Here is a 17939-nt window from a genome sequence, read left to right on the forward strand (position 1 = left end):
CTGTCTCCAGGGCCGGGGAAGGTGCGGGGTCAGGACCGCGGGGCCGGTTCCTCCGCGCGCGGGTCCGGATCCGGGGGCAGGGCCGCGAAGTAGGCGATGGTCTGCTTCAGGCCCTCCTCCCAGGGGACCTGCGGCGACCAGCCGAGCAGTTCGCGTGCGAGGGTCGTGTCGGGGCGGCGCCGGCCGGGATCGTCCACGGGCCGGTCTATGAACGCGATCGGGGAGCGGGAGCCGGTGAGGGCGACCACCCGGCGGGCCAGGTCCGCGACGGTGATCTCGTCGCTGCCGCCTATGTTGACCGGTCGTACGGACCTGCTCGCGGCGACCCGCAGGATGCCGTCGACGGTGTCGTCCACGTAGCACAGCGAGCGGGTCTGGCTGCCGTCGCCGGTGACCGTGAGCGGCTCGCCGGCCAGGGCCTGGCAGATGAAGGTGGGCACGGCGCGGCCGTCGTGGGCCCGCATCCGCGGCCCGTAGGTGTTGAACAGCCGGACGATCCCGGCGTTCGTCCCCCTGGTGCCGGCGTGTGCCGTGACCAGGGCCTCGGCGAACCGCTTCGACTCGTCGTAGACGCTGCGCGGTCCTACCGGGTTCACGTTGCCCCAGTAGCCCTCGTGCTGCGGGTGGACGAGCGGATCGCCGTAGACCTCGGAGGTGGAGGCGAGCAGGAAGCGCGCGCCGTCGCGTTCGGTGATGGCCAGCGCGTTGCGGGTGCCCAGACTGCCCACGTCCAGGGTCTCCAGGGGCATGCGCAGGTAGTCGGCGGGCGAGGCCGGGCAGGCGAAGTGCAGGACCAGGTCGTACGGCCCCGTCAGCCGCTCGGTGCAGTCGGGTGCGGAGACGTCGCATTGCGTGTACCGGAAACCGGGCCGGTCCTCCAGGTGCGCGATGTTCTCGCGTCGCCCGCAGGCCAGGTTGTCGGCACAGTCGACTTCGACACCTGAATCCAGCAGCCGCTCGCACAGGTGGGAGCCGAGGAAGCCGGCGCCGCCGGTCACGAGGGCGCGCCGCCAGGAGAACGGTGTGTCACCAGTCATGGGGCTGTTCCTTCGTCCACGCCGTGCGCGCCCGGGAACGCCTCTGCCTGGGCGTTCGGCGCGTACCGCGTCGCCGGGACCGACCTCGTCGGCCCGCAGGGAGGAAAGGGGCTCGGCCCGGGTCCCCGCTGATTCGGAGGACCGGCCTGGAAGGCCGCCGCTTGCTGGACGGCACTGGCAGCTGAGTTCCCCTGCCAGTTGGATTCACACGTTGGATTCTTATTCTCCGGTCTCAGGGGTACTCGCGCGACTCCTGCGCCCCTCTACCACGCTGGAGGCGCTGATGCACGACGACGTCGCGGAGGCGGTGCTGCGCTCCCTGCGCGGGCTCGCCCGGCCTCCGCAGCGGCTGCTGCTCACCGGCTGGTTCAGCTTCCGGGACGGGGAGGCGACGGCCGGGGACGTGCTCGCGCAGCAGCACATGTCGGCCTCGCTGACCAGGGCGGGCATCCGGCACGAGACGGCGTGGAGCCCCGGCTTCCGGCCCGGTGAACTCTCGCTGGAGACGGCCGACCCGCGGGCGTACGACACCCTGCTGTTCGTGTGCGGTCCCGTGCACGGTCCGCAAGTGGCCGCGCTGCATGAAAGGTTCGGGACGTGCAGACGACTGGCGGCCGGGGTGTCCGTGGTCGATCCGGCGGACCCGGCGGTCACCGGTTTCCATGCGATCGTCGCGCGGGACGGGACCGCCGTCCCGGCCCGGCGCGATCTCGCGGCCGACGCCCCGGCCGGCCCGCTGCCGCCCGTGGCCGGAGTGGTCCTCTCGCACGGCCAGGGCGAGTACGGGGCACGCCGCCGGCACACCGAGGTGACCGAGCGGATCACCGGCTGGCTGGCCGGCAAGGACTGCGCGCGGGTGCCGGCCGACTCCCGGCTGGCCGCCGACGACTGGCGGCTGTGCGCCACCGCCGAGCAGTTCCTCGCCCTCGTGGCCCGTCTCGACCTGGTCGTCACCACCCGGCTGCACGGCCTGGTGCTGGGCCTGCGCACCGGCACCCCGGTGATCGCGGTCGATCCGGTGGCGGGCGGCGCCAAGGTCAGCGCCCAGGCCCGCGCCCTTGACTGGCCGGCGCTGGTAGCGGCGGACGCGCTGACGCCGGACATCCTGGACCACTGGTGGGAGTGGGCGCTGTCCGGGGCGGGCCGGACGGCCGCCGCCCGCCACTCGATGCGCTGACCGGGCTCGGCGGGCCGTGTAGCGGGCACGGCCCGGGGCACTCGGCGCGGCGACGGCCGGCCGTTCACGGGCGGCCGCGTTCCACGCAGGAGGTAACGACCATGGGTCACGGCGGAAACGTCATCCAGGAGCTGACCACGGACCACCGCGAGGTCGAGGAGATCTTCGGCCGCATCGAGGCGCTGCCGCCCGGCTCCCAGGAACGCAAGGACCTCTGCGACCAGGCCACGATCGAACTGGTCCGCCACTCGGTCGCGGAGGAGGCCTACCTCTACCCGGCGGTGCGCCAGCACGTGACGGGCGGGGACGCCCTGGCGGACAAGGAGCTGGAGGACCACGCCAAGGCCGAGCAGATCATGAAGGACCTGGAGGGCTGCCAGGCGGACGACCCGCGGTTCGACTCGCTGATGGCACAGCTGATGAGCGAGATCCGGTCCCATGTGACGGACGAGGAGCAGAACCTCTTCCCGCAACTGGAGGCGGCCTGTCCCCCTGACGCGCTGATGGACCTCGGCGACAAGGTCCGACGGGCCAAGAAGATGGCACCCACCCGTCCGCACCCGTCGGCGCCGGACAAGCCCCCGGCCAACAAGCTGCTGGCACCGGGAGCCGGTCTGGTCGACCGGATGCGCGACGCGCTGACGGGACGGGGCAAGGAGAGCTAGGGCCGGGCAAGGAGAGCCAGGGCCGACGCAGAACGGCGCCGTCCGGGCCCGCGGGGGCTGGGCGGCGCCGGCCTGTTCTCACCCGTTCGGCCCACGCCGAGCGGCACCGGCCCGGACTCACCCGTTCGGCCCACGCCGAGCGTCCGGGCTCCGGCACCTCCCAACGCCCCGGACCAACGCCCCGGACCAACGCCCCGGACCAGCGCCCCTGGAGCAGCGCCCCGGAGCCGCGTGCTCACAGCCACGGTTCCGTGCCACGGGGCGTCCGGGCACCGGTGCGGGGACGCGCGCGGGTCGCCCGGCACAGCAGCCGGAACGCCTGGAAGAGGGTCAGCGGCCACAGGAGCGCGAAGCACCACAGCAAGGCCGGGTCCGAGGTGCGGATGCCCATGACGGCGACGAACACCGACGCGACCGTCAGCAGCAGCACCGCCACCGGCAGCCACACCTGGCGCGGGGTGGCGCCCATGCGGCGCGCGAACCGCCGGTCCCGTCGCAGGTCCGCCTCGATCCGCAACAGCGTCAGCCGCTCCCGCGGTGACAGCCGTACCTCGTCGCGCATCTCCCACATCTCCCAGTCGTCCACGGCAACGGCACCTCCTCCGCCGACCGGCGGCATTCCGGGCCCCGGGCGACCGAGTTCCCCTCTCCGCCCGGCCGATGCGGTGCCGCGGCGGGCAGGGCGGAGGAGGGAGTGAAGCCGCGGACGGAGACCCCGGGGTGGAGATAACTCCACCCCGGGTCCGGTGGACACCCTGACTGAAACGCGGCCCCGGCACGGTCCACGATGGAGCCGGTCCAGCCCCCGTGCGTCCGGCCCCCGCACGTCCGGCCCCCGTACGTCCGCCCGCCGTCCGCCGTCCGCCCCGCGAGGAGCCACCGTGTCCGAATCCACCGAAGTCCAGCCGCCGGTCCGGGCGGCGGTCCAGCCGGCCGAGGAACACGCGATGTGGCCCTGGGTGGTCGTCGCGGCCGTCGTGGCCGGCGTGGTCATCGTCCTCGTCAACGTGCTGATGACGGCCTGAGCCGGTGCGCCGGCCGGAGCGCCCGTGGTGCGGGAGCGGTCGGCGTACCGCATAGTGAACACAGCTCTCGCACCAGGTCGGCCGGGGAGGACCGGGGCTGCCCGCACCACGCCTTCGCCCCCGGGGCCGCCGCGACGACGCTGAGCGGCCGGCACGGGTAGGACCGGCCCCCCGGAAGCGACGCGCCCGGCGGCGCACAAAGGAGGCTGTATGTCGTCCCACGACCCGGCAGTGCTCGACTGCCCCTTCGACTTCGCCGACGCACTGGAGTACGACCCAGCGCTGGACGCGCTGGCACGGCGCGGCCCGGTCAGCCGGATCCGGTTGCCCTACGGCGAGGCGGAGGCGTGGCTGGTGACCAGCTTCGCCGGAGTGCGTCAGGTGACGTGCGATCCCCGGTTCAGCCGGGCGGCGATCGTCGGGCGCGACTATCCGAGGATGACGCCCGAGCCCATCGTGTCCCCCGAGTCGATCAACGTGACGGACCCGCCGCACGCCACCCGGTTGCGGCACGTGGCGGCCCAGGCGTTCACCCGGGAGCGGGTGGCGGCCATGCGGCCGGCGGTGGACCGGGTGGTGGCCGGGCTGCTGACGGCGATGGACGAGGCGGGGCCGCCCGCGGACCTGGTCACCCATCTGTCCGTACCGCTGCCCCACCTGACGATCTGCGAGCTGCTCGCCGTCCCCGAGGCCGACCGCGACGAGCTGCGCGCGCACACCATGCGGCTGCTGGCCACCTCGCCGGACGCGCGGCAGGACGCGGCCGACGCCAAGGCGTGCCTGCGGACGTACTTCGCCGAACTGATCCCGGCCCGGCGGAGCTCGCCGGGCGAGGACCTGCTCAGCACGCTGGCCACCGCCCCGGTGCCGGAGGGTGAGGAGCCGCTGAGCGACGACGAGCTGGCGGTCCTGGCGGTCACCCTCATCCTCAGCGGCAACGACACCGCGACCTGCCAGATCAGCGACATCGCCTATCTGCTGCTGACCCGGCCGGAGGAGATGGCCGCGCTCGCGCGCGACCCCGAGCGGTTCCCCGGCGCGCTGGAGGAGCTGCTGCGGTTCATCCCGTTCCGCAAGGGCGTGGGCATTCCGCGGATCGCGCTGGAGGACGCGGAGATCGAGGGCGTCCGGATCCGCGCGGGCGACTACGTGCACGTGTCCTACCTCGCGGCCAACCGGGACCCCGCCGTCTTCCCCGACCCGCACAAGCTCGACCTGGAACGGCCCGTGCGCCCGCACATGACCTTCGGCTGGGGCGGGCACCACTGCCTCGCGGCACCGCTCGCCCGCGCGGAGCTGGACAGCGCGGTCTCCGGCCTGCTGGCCCGCTTCCCCAAGCTGCGCCTCGACGTCCCCGCCGACGAGATCGAGTGGGACAACGGCACCATCCGCCGCTTCCCGCTGAGTCTGCCGGTCACCTGGTGAGGCCGGCCGGGCCACCGCGGCGACGCGGCCGGTGGCCCGGCCCCGGCGACGCTCCCGCCTCCACCGAGTGGGTGCCTTCCGGCCCGCCGGCCGGTGTCCTGCCGCCGCGGGCCGCGCCGGGCTTCTAGCCTCGGCGGCATGCTGGGGCTTCCTTCTCATGTCCGCGCCTGCCTGTTCGACCTCGACGGGGTACTCACCCAGACCGCGAAAGTGCACGCGGCGGCCTGGAAGGAGATGTTCGACGGCTACCTCCGCGAGCGCGCGACCCGTGAGGGGACCGCGTTCGTCCCCTTCGACGCGGTCGACGACTACGACGAATACGTGGACGGGCGGCCCCGTGAGGACGGGGTGCGCACGTTCCTCGCCTCGCGCGGGGTGCACCTGCCCGAGGGATCGCCGGACGACCCTCCGGAGGCGGAGACCGTGAACGGACTGGGCAACCGCAAGAACAACCTGGTCCTTCGGCGGATCCGTGAGGACGGGGTGGAGCCCTACGAGGGCTCGGTCCGTTTCGTGCACGCGGTGCGGGAGGCGGGACTGCGCTGCGCGGTGGTGTCGTCCAGCGCCAACTGCCGGGACGTCCTGGTCGCGGCCGGGATCGAGGACCTGTTCGACGAGCGGATCGACGGCGTGGTGACACGCGAGCGTCATCTGCGCGGCAAGCCCGCCCCGGACACCTACCTGGAGGCGGCCCGCGGGCTGGGCCTCCCACCGGAAGAGGCGGCCGTCTTCGAGGACGCCCTGGCCGGCGTCGAGGCGGGCCGGGCGGGACGGTTCGGCATCGTCGTGGGCGTCGACCGGGTGGGCCAGGCGCAGCAACTGCGCGAGCACGGGGCCGATGTGGTGGTCCGGGACCTGGCCGAGCTCCTGGAGTCGCGGTGATCACTCATCCCAGCTACACGGTCGAGCCGTGGTGCCTGCGCGAGACCGAGCTCAACCTCGATGTGCTCGCCCAGAGCGAATCGGTGTTCGCGCTGTCCAACGGGCACGTCGGATGGCGCGGCAACCTCGACGAGGGGGAGCCGCACGGACTGCCCGGGGCCTACCTCAACGGCGTCTACGAGCGGCACCCGCTGCCGTACGCGGAGGCGGGCTACGGATATCCCGAGTCCGGTGAGACGATGATCAACGTCACCGACGGCAAGGTCATCCGGCTGCTCGTGGACGACCACCCGTGCGATCTGCGCTACGGCCGGCTGCTGGCGCACGAGCGGGTCCTGGACTTCCGCTCCGGTGTGCTCAGCCGGACCGCGCGGTGGACGTCGCCCGGCGGCCGTACCGTCCGGATCACCTCCCACCGGCTCGTGTCCTTCACCCAGCGCGCGGTCGCCGCGGTCGTGTACGAGGTGGAGCCGGTCGACGGACCGACGACGGTCGCCGTGCAGTCCGAGCTGGTCGCCAACGAACAACTGCCCAGCATCCACGGCGATCCGCGCGTCGCGGCGGCGACCGAGTCCCCGCTGCTGCCGGAGGAGCACTTCGCGCAGCACACCCGGCTGCGGCTCGTGCACTGCACCGCCGGCAGCAGGCTGCGGGTCGGTACGGCGGCCGACCACCTCGTCGAGGGACCCGAGAGCACGAAGTGGACGGCACACAGCGAGCCCGACGTCAGCCGGCTGACGGTGACCGCGGACCTGGTGCCCGGTCAGCCGCTGCGGCTGGTCAAGTTCGTGGCCCACGGCTGGTCCGGCGAGCGTTCGCTGCCGGCCGTGCACGACCAGGTGGACGGGGCGGTGGCGGCCGCCGTCAGCACCGGCTGGGACGGGCTGGTCGCCGCCCAGCGGGCGTACCTGGACCGCTTCTGGGCGGGCGCGGACGTCGAGGTGGAGGGGGACGCGCAGATCCAGCAGGCGGTGCGGTTCGCTCTCTTCCATGTGCTCCAGGCGGCGGCCCGCGGCGAGAACCGGGCGATTCCCGCGAAGGGCCTGACCGGCACCGGCTACGACGGACACTCCTTCTGGGACACCGAGTCCTATGTGCTGCCCGTCCTGACCTTCACCGCGCCGGAGGCCGTCGCGTCGGCGCTGCGCTGGCGGCACCGGACGCTGCCGGCGGCGCGGGAGCGCGCGCGACAACTCGGGCTGTCCGGGGCGACGTTCCCCTGGCGGACCATCGACGGCGCCGAGTGCTCCGCCTACTGGCCCGCCGGTACGGCCGCCTTCCACGTCAACGCCGACATCGCCATGGCCGTCGTGCGGTACGTCATGGTGACCGGGGACGAGGAGTTCGAGCGCGCCGAGGGGCTCGACATCCTCGTGGACACCGCCCGGCTGTGGCGCTCCCTCGGTCACCACGACTCGGAGGGCGTCTTCCACATCGACGGGGTCACCGGTCCCGACGAGTACAGCGCCTTCGCCCGGGACAACCTGTACACGAACCTGATGGCCCGCCACAATCTCCTGGCCGCCGCGGACGCGGCGGTACGTCATCCGCACCGGGCCGCGGAACTCGGTGTCGACGACGAGGAGGCCGCGGTGTGGCGGGACGCGGCGGCCCGGATGGCGTTGCCGTACAACGAATCCCTCGGTGTCCACGAGCAGTCGGCCGGTTTCACGACGTTCCAGCGCTGGGACTTCGAGGCGACCCCGCCCGACAACTACCCGCTGCTGCTGCACTATCCCTACTTCGACCTGTACCGCAAACAGGTGGTGAAGCAGGCCGACCTGGTGCTGGCCATGATGGAGTGCCCGCACGCCTTCACCGAGGAGCAGAAGGCGCGCAACTTCGCCTACTACGAGGCGCTGACCGTCCGCGACTCCTCCCTCTCGGCGTCCTGCCAGGCAGTGCTCGCCGCCGAGACCGGTCATCTGCGGCTGGCCTACGCCTACCTCGGTGAGGCCGCGCTGATGGACCTGGAAGACCTGGAACACAACACCCGTGACGGGCTGCACATCGCCTCCCTCGCCGGAACCTGGATCGCCCTCGTCGCGGGCTTCGGGGGGATGCGCCGGTACCTCGGCGAGGACGGGAAGCCGGGGATGCTGTCGTTCACACCGCGCCTGCCGGAAGCGCTGTCCAGGGTGGCGTTCACCGTGCTGGTGCGCGGACGCAGGCTGAAGGTGGACATCGGCCGGAGCCGCGTGCGCTACCAGCTGGTGGAGGGTGGACCACTGGACGTACTCCACCACGGGGAGCTGACGCCCCTGACCACCGACGGGCCGGTCGACCGCCCGATGCCCCCCGCTCCCGAGCGCCCGGAACCCCAGCAGCCGCCGGGCCGCCGCCCGGTGGGCCTGCCTGTCGGGGAGGAGGACCGGGCCGGGACACTGGAGTAGCACGGCGAGCACAGCCCGGTGAGGGGGCGCGACGGATCACGACGGGCGGCGGCGCCGACCACCCCTGCGAGGAGACCTTCGGCACCCCTCCCCGCTCCTGGCCCAGGGGCAGGCCCTGCGGGTGCGCACCTTCGACGACGCCGTCAGGGCCTTCCTGCGGGAGCATCCGCGGGGCGACAACGGACGTGCGCACTGGCTCTGCGTCGAACTCCCGCAGACCGCGAGGGCACGGCGGGCGCTGCTGCCGGACGAGGAACGCCGCCGGACGACGGCGCAGTCGGCGCCGGACCTGTCCTGGCGGGACGAGGTGGATCCCGCACAGCGCGTGCTCGTCACCGCCCAGGGCCTGCTGATGTACCTGCGCCCGGCCGAGGTGCGGCGTCTGATCGCCGGCTGCGCCGAGGCGTTCCCCGGCGGAGCGCTGGTCTTCGACGCGGTGCCGCGGTGGTTCGGCGAACGCACCCGGCGCGGTCGGATGAAGACGGCGCAGGGCCATGTCGCTCCGCCCATGCCCTGGAGGCCCGACGCCGGTGAGCTACCGAAGATCCGCACGGCGCACCCGGCGGTCACCGAGGTGCGCGAACTGCCGCTGCCACGGGGTCGCGGCGCGTACTTCGGCGTGGTCTGGCCTGTGCTGCGGCGGCTGCCCGGGGCACGCAACATCCCGCCGGCCATGACCGTCCTGGCGCGGTTCGGCCCGACCGCCCGGATCGCACGGCGAGCACTGTCGGTCGAGAGGCCGCTACGCACCGTGAAGCGGCGCGGTCGCAGGTGACCTTCGCCGCCGCAAGGTCGATACTTCCAGTAGACGGGACGGGCGGCCTCCCCCCTCGGGCGGCCGTCGGCACCTGACGTCCTGTCGACGCCGGTCCTGGGCGAAAGCGCCGAGCTCACGAGGAGATACGCATGAAGATGCTGATCAACGTCCCGGAGACCGTCGTGGCGGACGCGCTGCGCGGTTTGGCTGCCGCGTACCCGGATCTGAACGTGGACGTGGAGCACCGGGTGATCGCCCGCCGGGACGCGCCCGTGGCCGGTCAGGTCGCGCTCGTGTCGGGCGGCGGCTCGGGGCACGAGCCGCTGCACGGCGGGTTCGTCGGCCCGGGCATGCTGTCCGCCGCCTGCCCCGGAGAGGTGTTCACCTCGCCGGTGCCCGACCAGATGGCGCGTGCCGCGGCGGCCGTGGACAGCGGCGCGGGTGTGCTGTTCGTGGTGAAGAACTACACCGGCGACGTGCTCAACTTCGACATGGCGGCCGAGCTGGCCGAGGACGAGGGCATCCAGGTCGCCAAGGTGCTCGTCGACGACGACGTGGCCGTCACCGACAGCCTCTACACGGCCGGCCGGCGCGGCACCGGCGCGACGCTCTTCGTGGAGAAGATCGCGGGCGCCGCCGCGGCCGAGGGGCAGCCTCTGGAGCGCGTGGAGGCCATCGGCCGCCAGGTCAACGAGAACTCCCGCAGCTTCGGCGTGGCCCTGAGCGCCTGCACGACCCCGGCGAAGGGCAGCCCGACCTTCGATCTGCCGGACGGCGAGCTGGAGTTGGGCATCGGCATCCACGGCGAGCCGGGCCGCGAGCGGCGGCCGATGATGACCTCCGGGGAGATCGCCGACTTCGCGGTCAACGCGATCCTGGAGGACATGCCGCCGCGCAGCCCGGTCCTGGTGCTGGTCAACGGCATGGGCGCGACGCCGCTGCTGGAGCTGTACGGCTTCAACGCGGAGGTGCAGCGGGTGCTCCGGGAACGCGGGGTCGCCGTGGCCCGCACCCTCGTCGGCAACTACGTCACCTCGCTGGACATGGCGGGCGCCTCGGTGACGCTGTGCCAGGCCGACGAGGAGCTGCTGCGGCTGTGGGACGCGCCGGTGAAGACCCCGGCGCTGCGCTGGGGAATGTGATACGGCGGAGCAGACGGCGACCGATCCCGGCCGAACGGCCGACAGCCCTACCACGCGAGGAGATCCAGTGCTCGACGCCGCATTCTTCCGCCGTTGGATGACGACGGCCGCCGCGTCCGTCAGTCGCGAGGCGGAACGGCTCACCGCCCTCGATTCGGCCATCGGGGACGCGGACCACGGCAGCAATCTGCAGCGCGGGTTCACGGCCGTGGCGGCCGCGTTGGAGAAGGAGGCGCCGGACACCCCGGGGGCCGTGCTGACGCTGGCCGGGCGGCAGTTGATCTCGACGGTCGGCGGTGCGTCCGGACCGCTGTACGGCACCCTGCTGCGCCGGACCGGCAAGGCGCTCGGGGACGCCGCCGAGGTCGGCGAGGAGGAACTGGCCGCGGCGCTGCGCGCGGGCGTGGACGGGGTCATGGCGCTCGGCGGGGCCGCACCGGGCGACAAGACCATGATCGACGCCCTGCTGCCGGCCGTGGACGCGCTCGGGGCCGGGTTCGGCGCCGCGCGGGCCGCCGCGGAGGAGGGCGCGCTGGCCACCACACCGTTGCAGGCGCGCAAGGGGCGCGCGAGCTATCTGGGCGAGCGCAGCATCGGCCACCAGGATCCGGGGGCGACCTCGTCGGCGCTGCTGATCGCCGCGCTGGCCGACACGGCGGAGGCGGAGCGGTGAGCGGGGAGAAGCTGGTCGGGATCGTGCTGGTGTCGCACAGCGCGGAGGTGGCCGCGTCTGTCGCCGAGCTGGCCAAGGGGCTGGCGGGCGGGGCGACGGCGGTACCGGTGGCGCCGGCGGGCGGCACCGAGGGCGGCGGGCTCGGCACCAGCGCCGAGCTGATCTCCGCCGCGGCGGCCTCGGTGGACCGGGGGGCCGGGGTGGCGGTCCTCACCGACCTGGGCAGCGCGGTGCTCACGGTGAAGGCGCTGCTCGCCGAGGGCGACGAACTGCCGGACGGCACGCGCCTGGTGGACGCGCCGTTCGTGGAGGGCGCGGTGGCCGCCGTGGTGACATCCGCCGCCGGGGCGGACCTGGACGCGGTGGAGGCCGCGGCAGCGGAGGCGTACAGCTACCGCAAGGTGTGACGCCGGGGGCCCCGGTCTGGTCCGTGACCCGACCGGGCTCCCCTGAGCGCGCCGACGACCAGCGGCGGCCGGCCCGGGCATCCCGCACCGGGCCGGTCCCTTGAGGCGCGACGCGCCCCGGCCGCCCCGGCCGCCCCGTCCGGGGCGGCCCGGGTGTGCCTGGGCCGGTCGGCCAGTGCCCCCAAGGGTTCCCCGACCGGGGCCGCCCCCGGGTCAGCGGGGTTCCCGGGGCCGCAGTGGTGGCGGCCGACGGGTCGCCCGGGCCGGGCGGTCAGTCGGTCGTGAGGAACTGTCTGGCCAGCCGCTCCCCTGTGGTCACCGCCTCCTCGTGGTCCTCGATGGGGGTGATCAGGGAGTTCCGGAAGAGGATGTACGTCACGTCGGAGGGTGCCCCGCCGGTGAGCGGGTCGGGGTCGATGCCCAGGCCCTGGGCGGTGGCGTAGGAGGCCTCGCCGATGAGGTCGCTCGGACCGGTGTCGCCGACGACCGCGTACTGCACCCGGTCACCGTGGACGACGGCCGCCACGGAGCCGCCCCGGATGCCGTGCGCGCGGTAGTCCCAGCGGGCGCTCGGGGCGGGGACCACGACGTAGGGCAGCTTCTCGGCGTTCAGGTGGAGGCCGTCGGACTGCTGGAAGGCCGTGGTGGGGGCGAAGACCGGGTCGGTGCTGGAGTTGCAGTGGATGGTGGGCCGGCCGTCGCAGTCGACGTCCAGGTCGGCCTTCCAGAAGACGGCGTCGTCGGTGCCGCAGACGGGGACGGTCGCGGGGCTGTCTGCGTCGGTGCGGTACCGGCCCCGGGAGAGCTCGGTGCACGTGTCGGTCCGGGCCAGCAGGTCGGCGGCGGTGACCCCGCCCTCGTCCCGGGCCGCGGGCCGCTCGCGGGGCGGGACGGCGGTGGCCGGGGCGGGCAGCGCCGCCGGGGCGATCAGGGCGGCGCCGGCCGCGGCCAGGATCAGCGACGGGACACGCACGATGGGGGACCCTCTCGTCGGGGACATGGCGGACATCCAGCACACTGTGGTGCGGCTCCGGGCGCAGGGCTACGGGGGCCGCCGCGAAGGGGCCGGATGGAGCACGCTTCTGACACCCCGTAAGGGGACAACCGGGCGAGCCTCGGGGCCCGGCGGAGACAACAGGGGCCGGGGATCCGGACCGGGTACCGGTCCGGATCCCCCGGCCACCCGCGCCGGCGCGGGATCGGCGACGACAGCGTGTCCGCGCCACAGGCATGAACTTCCCTGCCCTCTTGGGTAGTTCAGCCGTAGGGACACTCAGCATACGTAACATCCGGCGATGCTCACCAACGCGGCCCCCTTGCTGCGGCCGCACCGGCCGGGCATATTGGTCCGGACCTTTAGGGATGCCGAGGCCGTCCGGGGGAGGCAGAGCCGTGCGACGCGTTCCCGTTCCGCTCGTCCTGGTCTGCGGCTCGCTGCTGCTGGTCGCGTCCTGCGGCTGGAGCCGGTCCGACGACGGTGGCGGCGAGGGCCGGGTGCCCGGCGCCCCGGCCGGGGTCACCGCCGCGGCGGGCAGCGCCACGAGCGTCCATGTGATGTGGAACGCGGCACCGGAGGGCTCCGGGGTCCGCAGCTACGAGGTCTACCGCGGCCCCACCAAGGTGGCGGATGTACCGGGTTCGCAGCACATGGTGGACGTCACCAGGCTCAGGCCGTCCACCATGTATGCGTTCACCGTGCGAGCCCGGGACAGCGCGGGCCGGCTGGGCCCGCCGAGCCGGACGACACGCGCCCGGACGCCGGCGGCGACAGCGGCGGACCACTCGGCACCGACCCGGCCGACGAAGACCACCGGGCGGGCCGTGGGCAGCCGGGCGGTCCAGTTGTCCTGGGGCGCGTCGCGGGACGACCGGGGCGTGCTGTCGTACGACGTCTACCAGGGCGGAGTGAAGATCCACAGCGTCGGCGGGAACCAGACCGCCACCGTCGTCACCGGTCTGCGCCCCGGCAGCCGTTACGTCTTCACGGTCCGGGCCCGCGACGCCGCCGACAACCTCTCCCCCGCCGGCGCACCGGTCCGTCTGACCACACCGGGCACCGACGACGGCCGGAACACCGCGCCCACCGGGTTCAGCGCCGCGACCCACCGCGCCGGCGGGGCCCACTACATCGATCTGGCCTGGGACCCGCCGCGCACGGACGGGGTGATCACCGAGTACCAGATCGAGCTGGACCGCAGTGCGACCACCTCGCTGGTCTGGGGCGGCACACCGCCGCGCGGCCGGGCACGCCACAGCTTCTACGCCGGCACCGATGCCGGAGAGGAACACCGCGTGCGACTGCGGGCTCGCCTGCCGGACGGCACCTGGGGCGGCTGGTCGGCGGAGCGGACGGTGACCACGGGCGGCTGACCGGCGCACCCGCCAGGCGCGACCACGCACGGCCGACCGGCGCGGCCAGCCGACGTGTCCCGTCTGCGCCGGACGGCGGAACGCGTCACCCGACCGGGTCCGCCCCGCGTGCGGGCGGGTCGGGGGGCGCGTTGGCTGCGGTTGAGGCAGCACGGACGTTTCCCGACCCCCGGCGGCGCATGGGACGTACCGCCGACCGTGCCGCCGGAGGCCAGCCCATGCACACCTCGCGACTTCTGCTCCGACCCGGCCTGACCCTGGCGGCCGCCGCCCTCCCGGCCGTGCTCGCCGGGCCGTCCGCCGCGGTCTCGGGCATCTCGGTCAGCACCACCGGCACCACGGTCTCCGTGGTCACCAGCGCCTGCACCCTGATCAACGGCAGCTGGGGCACGGCGGCCCTGCTCACCAACCGGCAGGCGAACTTCGCCCAGGGCCGGCAGGTGGCCCTGTCCGGCACGTCCGTCAGCCAGTCCGCCGCCTGGACCGGGGTGAACCCGGGGACGTACACCGTGGTGGTGGTCTGCTCCAGCGGCCTCACGGCGGGCAGTCAGTCGGTGATCGTGTCGGCGTCCGCGCCCGTGTCCGCGAGACCGACGATCCCCGCGACGCGACCGACGGTCACCGCGACGCGACCGACGATCTCCTCGACGTCCAGCCCGGCACCGTCCCGGGGCGTGATGGGCGGGCTCGGCGGCGCCGCCCGCGACTACGGCACGTTGACCCTGGGCGTCGGCGCGGCCCTGGTCGGCGCCGGGGTCGTCGCCACGGGCTGGGTCCTGCGCCGCCGCTCGAAGCCGTACCGGCTCTGAGCGGCCCGCACGGCCGTACCCGCGGGCGAGCACCCTCAGTCGGCGTCCGGCAGCTCGGCGAACTCCGCCAGGGCGTGGGTCAGCCACTGGGTCCAGAAGGTTTCCAGGTCGATGCCCGCCCGAAGGACCAGGTGGCGCAGCCGGTCCTGCGGGGCGTCCCGGTCCGGCGGGAAGTCGCGCTGCTCGATCTGCCGGTACTCGGCCAGCTGCCGCCGGTGCAGCTCCAGATGGCGGCGCAGATCGTCCTCCAGCCCCGCGGTGCCGACCACGGCCGCCGCGCGCAGCCGCAGCAGCAGGGGATCCCGCAGGGTCTTCGGGTCCTGCGCGGCGGCGGTCCAGCGGGCCAGCTCGGCGCGGCCCGCGGGCAGGACCTCGTAACTCTTCTTCTGCCCGCGGGCCGGCTGCTCGGCCGGCAGGGTGCGGATGAGGCCCTCCGCCTCCAGCTTCCCCAGCTCGCGGTAGATCTGCTGGTGCGTCGCGGACCAGAAGTAGCCGATCGACTTGTCGAACCGGCGGGTCAGCTCCAGTCCCGACGACGGCTTTTCCAGCAGGGCGGTGAGGATGGCGTGCGGGAGTGACATGGGCTCATCCTAGGGAGGCGCGCGCGGGCCCCTACAGCGCCGCCGCCAGCTCCGTGCCCTGCTTGATCGCCCGCTTGGCGTCCAGCTCGGCCGCGACGTCCGCGCCGCCGATCAGGTGCGCGCTGCGCCCGGCGGCCACCAGCTCCTCGTACAGCTCCCGGCGCGGTTCCTGGCCGGTGCAGAGCACGACCGTGTCGACCTCCAGGACCGTGCTCTCGTCACCGACGGTGATGTGCAGCCCGGCGTCGTCGATGCGGTCGTAGCGCACGCCCGGCACCATGGTCACGCCCCGGTGCTTCAGCTCGGTGCGGTGGATCCAGCCGGTGGTCTTGCCGAGTCCGGCGCCGACCTTGCTGGTCTTGCGCTGGAGCAGGTGGACCTGGCGGGGCGGCGCGGGCCGCTCGGGGGCGGCGAGGCCGCCCGGCGCCCGGTAGGCCATGTCGACGCCCCAGTTCCGGAAGTACGTCTCCGGGTCCTCGCTCGCCTTGTCACCGCCGTCGGTGAGGAACTCGGCGACGTCGAAGCCGATGCCGCCGGCGCCGAGGAGGGCGACGCGGTCGCCGACGGGCGCGCCGTCGCGCAGCACGTCGAGGTAGCCGAGGACGCGGGGGTGGTCGACGCCGGGGATGTCCGGGGTGCGCGGGGTGACGCCGGTGGCGACGACGACCTCGTCGAAGCCCTCCAGGTCGCCGGCCTCCACCCAGGTCTCCAGGCGCACGTCGACGCCGTGGGCGCCGAGCTGGTGGCGGAAGTAGCGCAGCGTCTCGTCGAACTCCTGCTTGCCGGGCACCTTGCGGGCGACGTTGAGCTGTCCGCCGATGTCGCTCGCCGCGTCGAACAGGGTGACGGTGTGGCCCCGTTCGGCGGCGGAGACCGCGCAGGCGAGGCCGGCCGGTCCGGCGCCGACGACGGCGACGCGCTTCTTCAGCCGGGTCGGCGCGAGGACCAGCTCGGTCTCGTGGCAGGCGCGCGGGTTGACCAGGCAGGAGGTGATCTGCCCGCTGAAGGTGTGGTCGAGGCAGGCCTGGTTGCAGCCGATGCAGGTGTTGATGGCCTCCGGGGTGCCGGCGGCGGCCTTGGCGACGAAGTCGGGGTCGGCGAGCATCGGGCGGGCCAGGGAGACCATGTCCGCGCAGCCGTCGGCCAGCAGTCGCTCGGCGAGTTCCGGGGTGTTGATGCGGTTGGTGGTCACCAGGGGCACGGACACCTCGCCCATGAGCTTCTTGGTGACCCAGGTGTAGGCGCCGCGCGGCACGGAGGTGGCGATGGTGGGGATGCGGGCCTCGTGCCAGCCGATGCCGGTGTTGATGATCGTGGCCCCGGCGGACTCGACGGCCTTGCCGAGCGCGACCACCTCGTCCAGCGAGGAGCCGCCCGGGACCAGGTCCAGCATGGACAGCCGGTAGATGACGATGAAGTCCTCACCGACGGCCTCGCGCACCCGCCGGACGATCTCGACGGGGAACCGCATCCGGTTCTCGTAGGAGCCGCCCCAGCGGTCCGTGCGCCGGTTCGTCTGCGCGGCGATGAACTCGTTGATCAGATAGCCCTCGGAGCCCATGATCTCGACCCCGTCGTAGCCGGCCCGCCGGGCGAGGCGGGCGGCGCGGGCGTAGTCCTCGATGGTGCGCTCGACGTCGGCGTCGGTCAGCTCGCGGGGCACGTAGGGGCTGATGGGGGCCTGGAGCGGGCTCGGCGCGACAAGGTCCTGGTGGTAGGCGTAGCGGCCGAAGTGCAGGATCTGCATCGCGATCCGGCCGCCCTCGCGGTGCACGGCCTCGGTGACGGTCCGGTGCCGCTCGGCCTCCGCCTCGGTGGTGAGCATGGCTCCGCCCTCGTACGGCCGTCCCTCCTCGTTGGGAGCGATGCCGCCGGTGACGATGAGTCCCACTCCCCCACGCGCGCGGGCCGCGTAGAACGCCGCCATCCGCTCGAAGCCGCGCTCGGCCTCCTCCAGGCCGACGTGCATGGAGCCCATGAGCACGCGGTTGGGCAGCGTGGTGAAGCCCAGGTCGAGCGGGGTCATCAGATGCGGGTAACGGCTCATCGGGCCCTCCGTGCGCGGTGTCGTCTCCTCCTGTTGTAGAGGAAGCCCGAGCCTTTGTGCAACTAGTTGCACAACCGCCCGCGCGGGGGCACGGTCGCTCTGATGCAGTACGCCCCGGTCGGCGGGGAGCCGACCGGGGCGTTGCTCAGAACCCTGACGCGTTCAGCGGCTCTCCAGGCGCAGGTGCAGGTCCCGCTCCTGGTCGCCGGAGGCCGTGCAGGTCTCCTGCACGGTGAACATCGAGTCCAGGGTGTGACGGAACCGCTCCACCGCCCAGTAGCTGCCCTGCACGTCCGCCTGAACGGGCGAGTCGAGGTGGACCGGCGGGCAGCCCCCGCCGCGGGCGTCCGCCACGTCGTACGTGCCGAGCCATACCATCGGACGGGTCTCGTGGAGCTGCTGCGGTACCTCTTCCGGAGCCCGGTCGGAGGCGAAGCAGGCGCTGAGCGCTTCGAAGACGAGCCGGGCGTCGTCCTTGGAATAGCCGCTGATCTCCACCGAGACGGTTTCCGGATGCGACCGCTCCGTGTCTGCCATGATCGCTCCTTT

At 73.6% G+C, this 17939-nt stretch carries 18 protein-coding genes; 12 read left to right on the plus strand and 6 right to left on the minus strand.

The annotated features are described in order from the left end of the window. Positions 1-29: 29 nt before the first annotated feature. On the minus strand, positions 30-1037 hold the full coding sequence (locus C3492_RS31500) for an NAD-dependent epimerase/dehydratase family protein (RefSeq protein ID WP_103816048.1): 1008 nt from the start codon (positions 1035-1037) through the stop codon (positions 30-32). 283 nt (positions 1038-1320) lie between these two features. Here C3492_RS31500 and C3492_RS31505 point away from each other — a divergent pair, with 283 nt between their 5' ends. Together C3492_RS31505 and C3492_RS31510 are read left to right on the plus strand one after the other, a co-directional pair. Beyond that, entirely contained in the window at positions 1321-2214 is an 894-nt protein-coding gene (locus C3492_RS31505; RefSeq protein ID WP_103816049.1) for a polysaccharide pyruvyl transferase family protein, read from the plus strand. Between the two features lie 101 nt (positions 2215-2315). Further along, complete coding sequence (locus C3492_RS31510; protein WP_103816050.1) at positions 2316-2879, plus strand: hemerythrin domain-containing protein; 564 nt, start codon at positions 2316-2318, stop codon at positions 2877-2879. 235 nt (positions 2880-3114) lie between these two features. On the opposite strand, the gene C3492_RS31515 is transcribed toward C3492_RS31510, so the two are convergent. Next, positions 3115-3465, minus strand: a complete 351-nt coding sequence (locus C3492_RS31515; RefSeq protein WP_103816051.1) for a DUF3040 domain-containing protein — start codon at positions 3463-3465, stop codon at positions 3115-3117. Positions 3466-3760: 295 nt separating this feature from the next. Here C3492_RS31515 and C3492_RS44845 point away from each other — a divergent pair, with 295 nt between their 5' ends. The 8 genes from C3492_RS44845 (at position 3761) to C3492_RS31550 (ending at position 11583) form a co-directional block, all read left to right on the plus strand. Beyond that, positions 3761-3904 (plus strand): hypothetical protein, encoded by a 144-nt coding sequence (locus C3492_RS44845; protein ID WP_181140653.1) that lies wholly within the window; start codon positions 3761-3763, stop codon positions 3902-3904. A 210-nt stretch (positions 3905-4114) separates the two neighbouring features. Continuing rightward, on the plus strand, positions 4115-5329 hold the full coding sequence (locus C3492_RS31520; protein ID WP_103816052.1) for a cytochrome P450: 1215 nt from the start codon (positions 4115-4117) through the stop codon (positions 5327-5329). Between the two features lie 138 nt (positions 5330-5467). Beyond that, positions 5468-6211, plus strand: a complete 744-nt coding sequence (locus tag C3492_RS31525; protein WP_103816053.1) for an HAD family phosphatase — start codon at positions 5468-5470, stop codon at positions 6209-6211. Further along, complete coding sequence (locus C3492_RS31530; RefSeq protein WP_103816054.1) at positions 6208-8604, plus strand: glycoside hydrolase family 65 protein; 2397 nt, start codon at positions 6208-6210, stop codon at positions 8602-8604. Before C3492_RS31525 ends, C3492_RS31530 begins: the two co-directional genes overlap by 4 nt. A 121-nt stretch (positions 8605-8725) precedes the next feature. Next, positions 8726-9379: a class I SAM-dependent methyltransferase gene (locus C3492_RS31535; protein WP_258056009.1), complete on the plus strand. Its 654-nt coding sequence runs from the start codon at positions 8726-8728 to the stop codon at positions 9377-9379. A 131-nt stretch (positions 9380-9510) separates the two neighbouring features. Beyond that, positions 9511-10503, plus strand: a complete 993-nt coding sequence (dhaK, locus tag C3492_RS31540; RefSeq protein ID WP_103816055.1) for a dihydroxyacetone kinase subunit DhaK — start codon at positions 9511-9513, stop codon at positions 10501-10503. A 67-nt stretch (positions 10504-10570) separates the two neighbouring features. Beyond that, positions 10571-11176: a dihydroxyacetone kinase subunit DhaL gene (dhaL, locus tag C3492_RS31545; protein ID WP_103816056.1), complete on the plus strand. Its 606-nt coding sequence runs from the start codon at positions 10571-10573 to the stop codon at positions 11174-11176. Further along, complete coding sequence (locus C3492_RS31550) at positions 11173-11583, plus strand: PTS-dependent dihydroxyacetone kinase phosphotransferase subunit DhaM (RefSeq protein ID WP_103816057.1); 411 nt, start codon at positions 11173-11175, stop codon at positions 11581-11583. Before dhaL ends, C3492_RS31550 begins: the two co-directional genes overlap by 4 nt. A 271-nt stretch (positions 11584-11854) precedes the next feature. Here C3492_RS31550 and C3492_RS31555 read toward each other — a convergent pair whose 3' ends face one another. Continuing rightward, positions 11855-12556, minus strand: a complete 702-nt coding sequence (locus tag C3492_RS31555; protein WP_258056010.1) for a glycoside hydrolase family 75 protein — start codon at positions 12554-12556, stop codon at positions 11855-11857. 419 nt (positions 12557-12975) lie between these two features. On the opposite strand from C3492_RS31555, the gene C3492_RS31560 reads away from it, so the two are divergent. Both C3492_RS31560 and C3492_RS31565 read left to right on the plus strand, forming a co-directional pair. Beyond that, positions 12976-13953 (plus strand): fibronectin type III domain-containing protein, encoded by a 978-nt coding sequence (locus C3492_RS31560; RefSeq protein ID WP_103816058.1) that lies wholly within the window; start codon positions 12976-12978, stop codon positions 13951-13953. Between the two features lie 218 nt (positions 13954-14171). Then, a complete protein-coding gene (locus C3492_RS31565; RefSeq protein WP_103816121.1) occupies positions 14172-14762 on the plus strand; it encodes a hypothetical protein in 591 nt (196 codons plus the stop codon). Positions 14763-14797: 35 nt separating this feature from the next. Here C3492_RS31565 and C3492_RS31570 read toward each other — a convergent pair whose 3' ends face one another. The 3 genes from C3492_RS31570 to C3492_RS31580 form a co-directional block, all read right to left on the minus strand. Continuing rightward, entirely contained in the window at positions 14798-15343 is a 546-nt protein-coding gene (locus C3492_RS31570) for a PadR family transcriptional regulator (RefSeq protein ID WP_103816059.1), read from the minus strand. Positions 15344-15374: 31 nt separating this feature from the next. Next, on the minus strand, positions 15375-17390 hold the full coding sequence (locus tag C3492_RS31575; RefSeq protein WP_103816060.1) for an FAD-dependent oxidoreductase: 2016 nt from the start codon (positions 17388-17390) through the stop codon (positions 15375-15377). 162 nt (positions 17391-17552) lie between these two features. Beyond that, positions 17553-17927 (minus strand): hypothetical protein, encoded by a 375-nt coding sequence (locus C3492_RS31580; protein ID WP_103816061.1) that lies wholly within the window; start codon positions 17925-17927, stop codon positions 17553-17555. Between the last annotated feature and the right edge of the window lie 12 nt (positions 17928-17939).

The organism is Streptomyces sp. Ru62, from assembly GCF_002920615.1.
Taxonomy (GTDB): domain Bacteria; phylum Actinomycetota; class Actinomycetes; order Streptomycetales; family Streptomycetaceae; genus Streptomyces.

Bases quoted from the DNA above. Each gene is read 5' to 3' on its own strand.
- C3492_RS31525 (WP_103816053.1), top strand. From the start codon at position 5,468: ATGCTGGGGCTTCCTTCTCATGTCCGCGCCTGCCTGTTCGACCTCGAC.
- C3492_RS31505 (WP_103816049.1), top strand. From the start codon at position 1,321: ATGCACGACGACGTCGCGGAGGCGGTGCTGCGCTCCCTGCGCGGGCTC.
- C3492_RS31520 (WP_103816052.1), top strand. From the start codon at position 4,115: ATGTCGTCCCACGACCCGGCAGTGCTCGACTGCCCCTTCGACTTCGCC.
- C3492_RS31575 (WP_103816060.1), bottom strand. From the start codon at position 17,390: ATGAGCCGTTACCCGCATCTGATGACCCCGCTCGACCTGGGCTTCACC.
- C3492_RS31580 (WP_103816061.1), bottom strand. From the start codon at position 17,927: ATGGCAGACACGGAGCGGTCGCATCCGGAAACCGTCTCGGTGGAGATC.
- dhaK (WP_103816055.1), top strand. From the start codon at position 9,511: ATGAAGATGCTGATCAACGTCCCGGAGACCGTCGTGGCGGACGCGCTG.
- C3492_RS31510 (WP_103816050.1), top strand. From the start codon at position 2,316: ATGGGTCACGGCGGAAACGTCATCCAGGAGCTGACCACGGACCACCGC.
- C3492_RS31570 (WP_103816059.1), bottom strand. From the start codon at position 15,343: ATGTCACTCCCGCACGCCATCCTCACCGCCCTGCTGGAAAAGCCGTCG.
- C3492_RS31500 (WP_103816048.1), bottom strand. From the start codon at position 1,037: ATGACTGGTGACACACCGTTCTCCTGGCGGCGCGCCCTCGTGACCGGC.
- C3492_RS31565 (WP_103816121.1), top strand. From the start codon at position 14,172: ATGCACACCTCGCGACTTCTGCTCCGACCCGGCCTGACCCTGGCGGCC.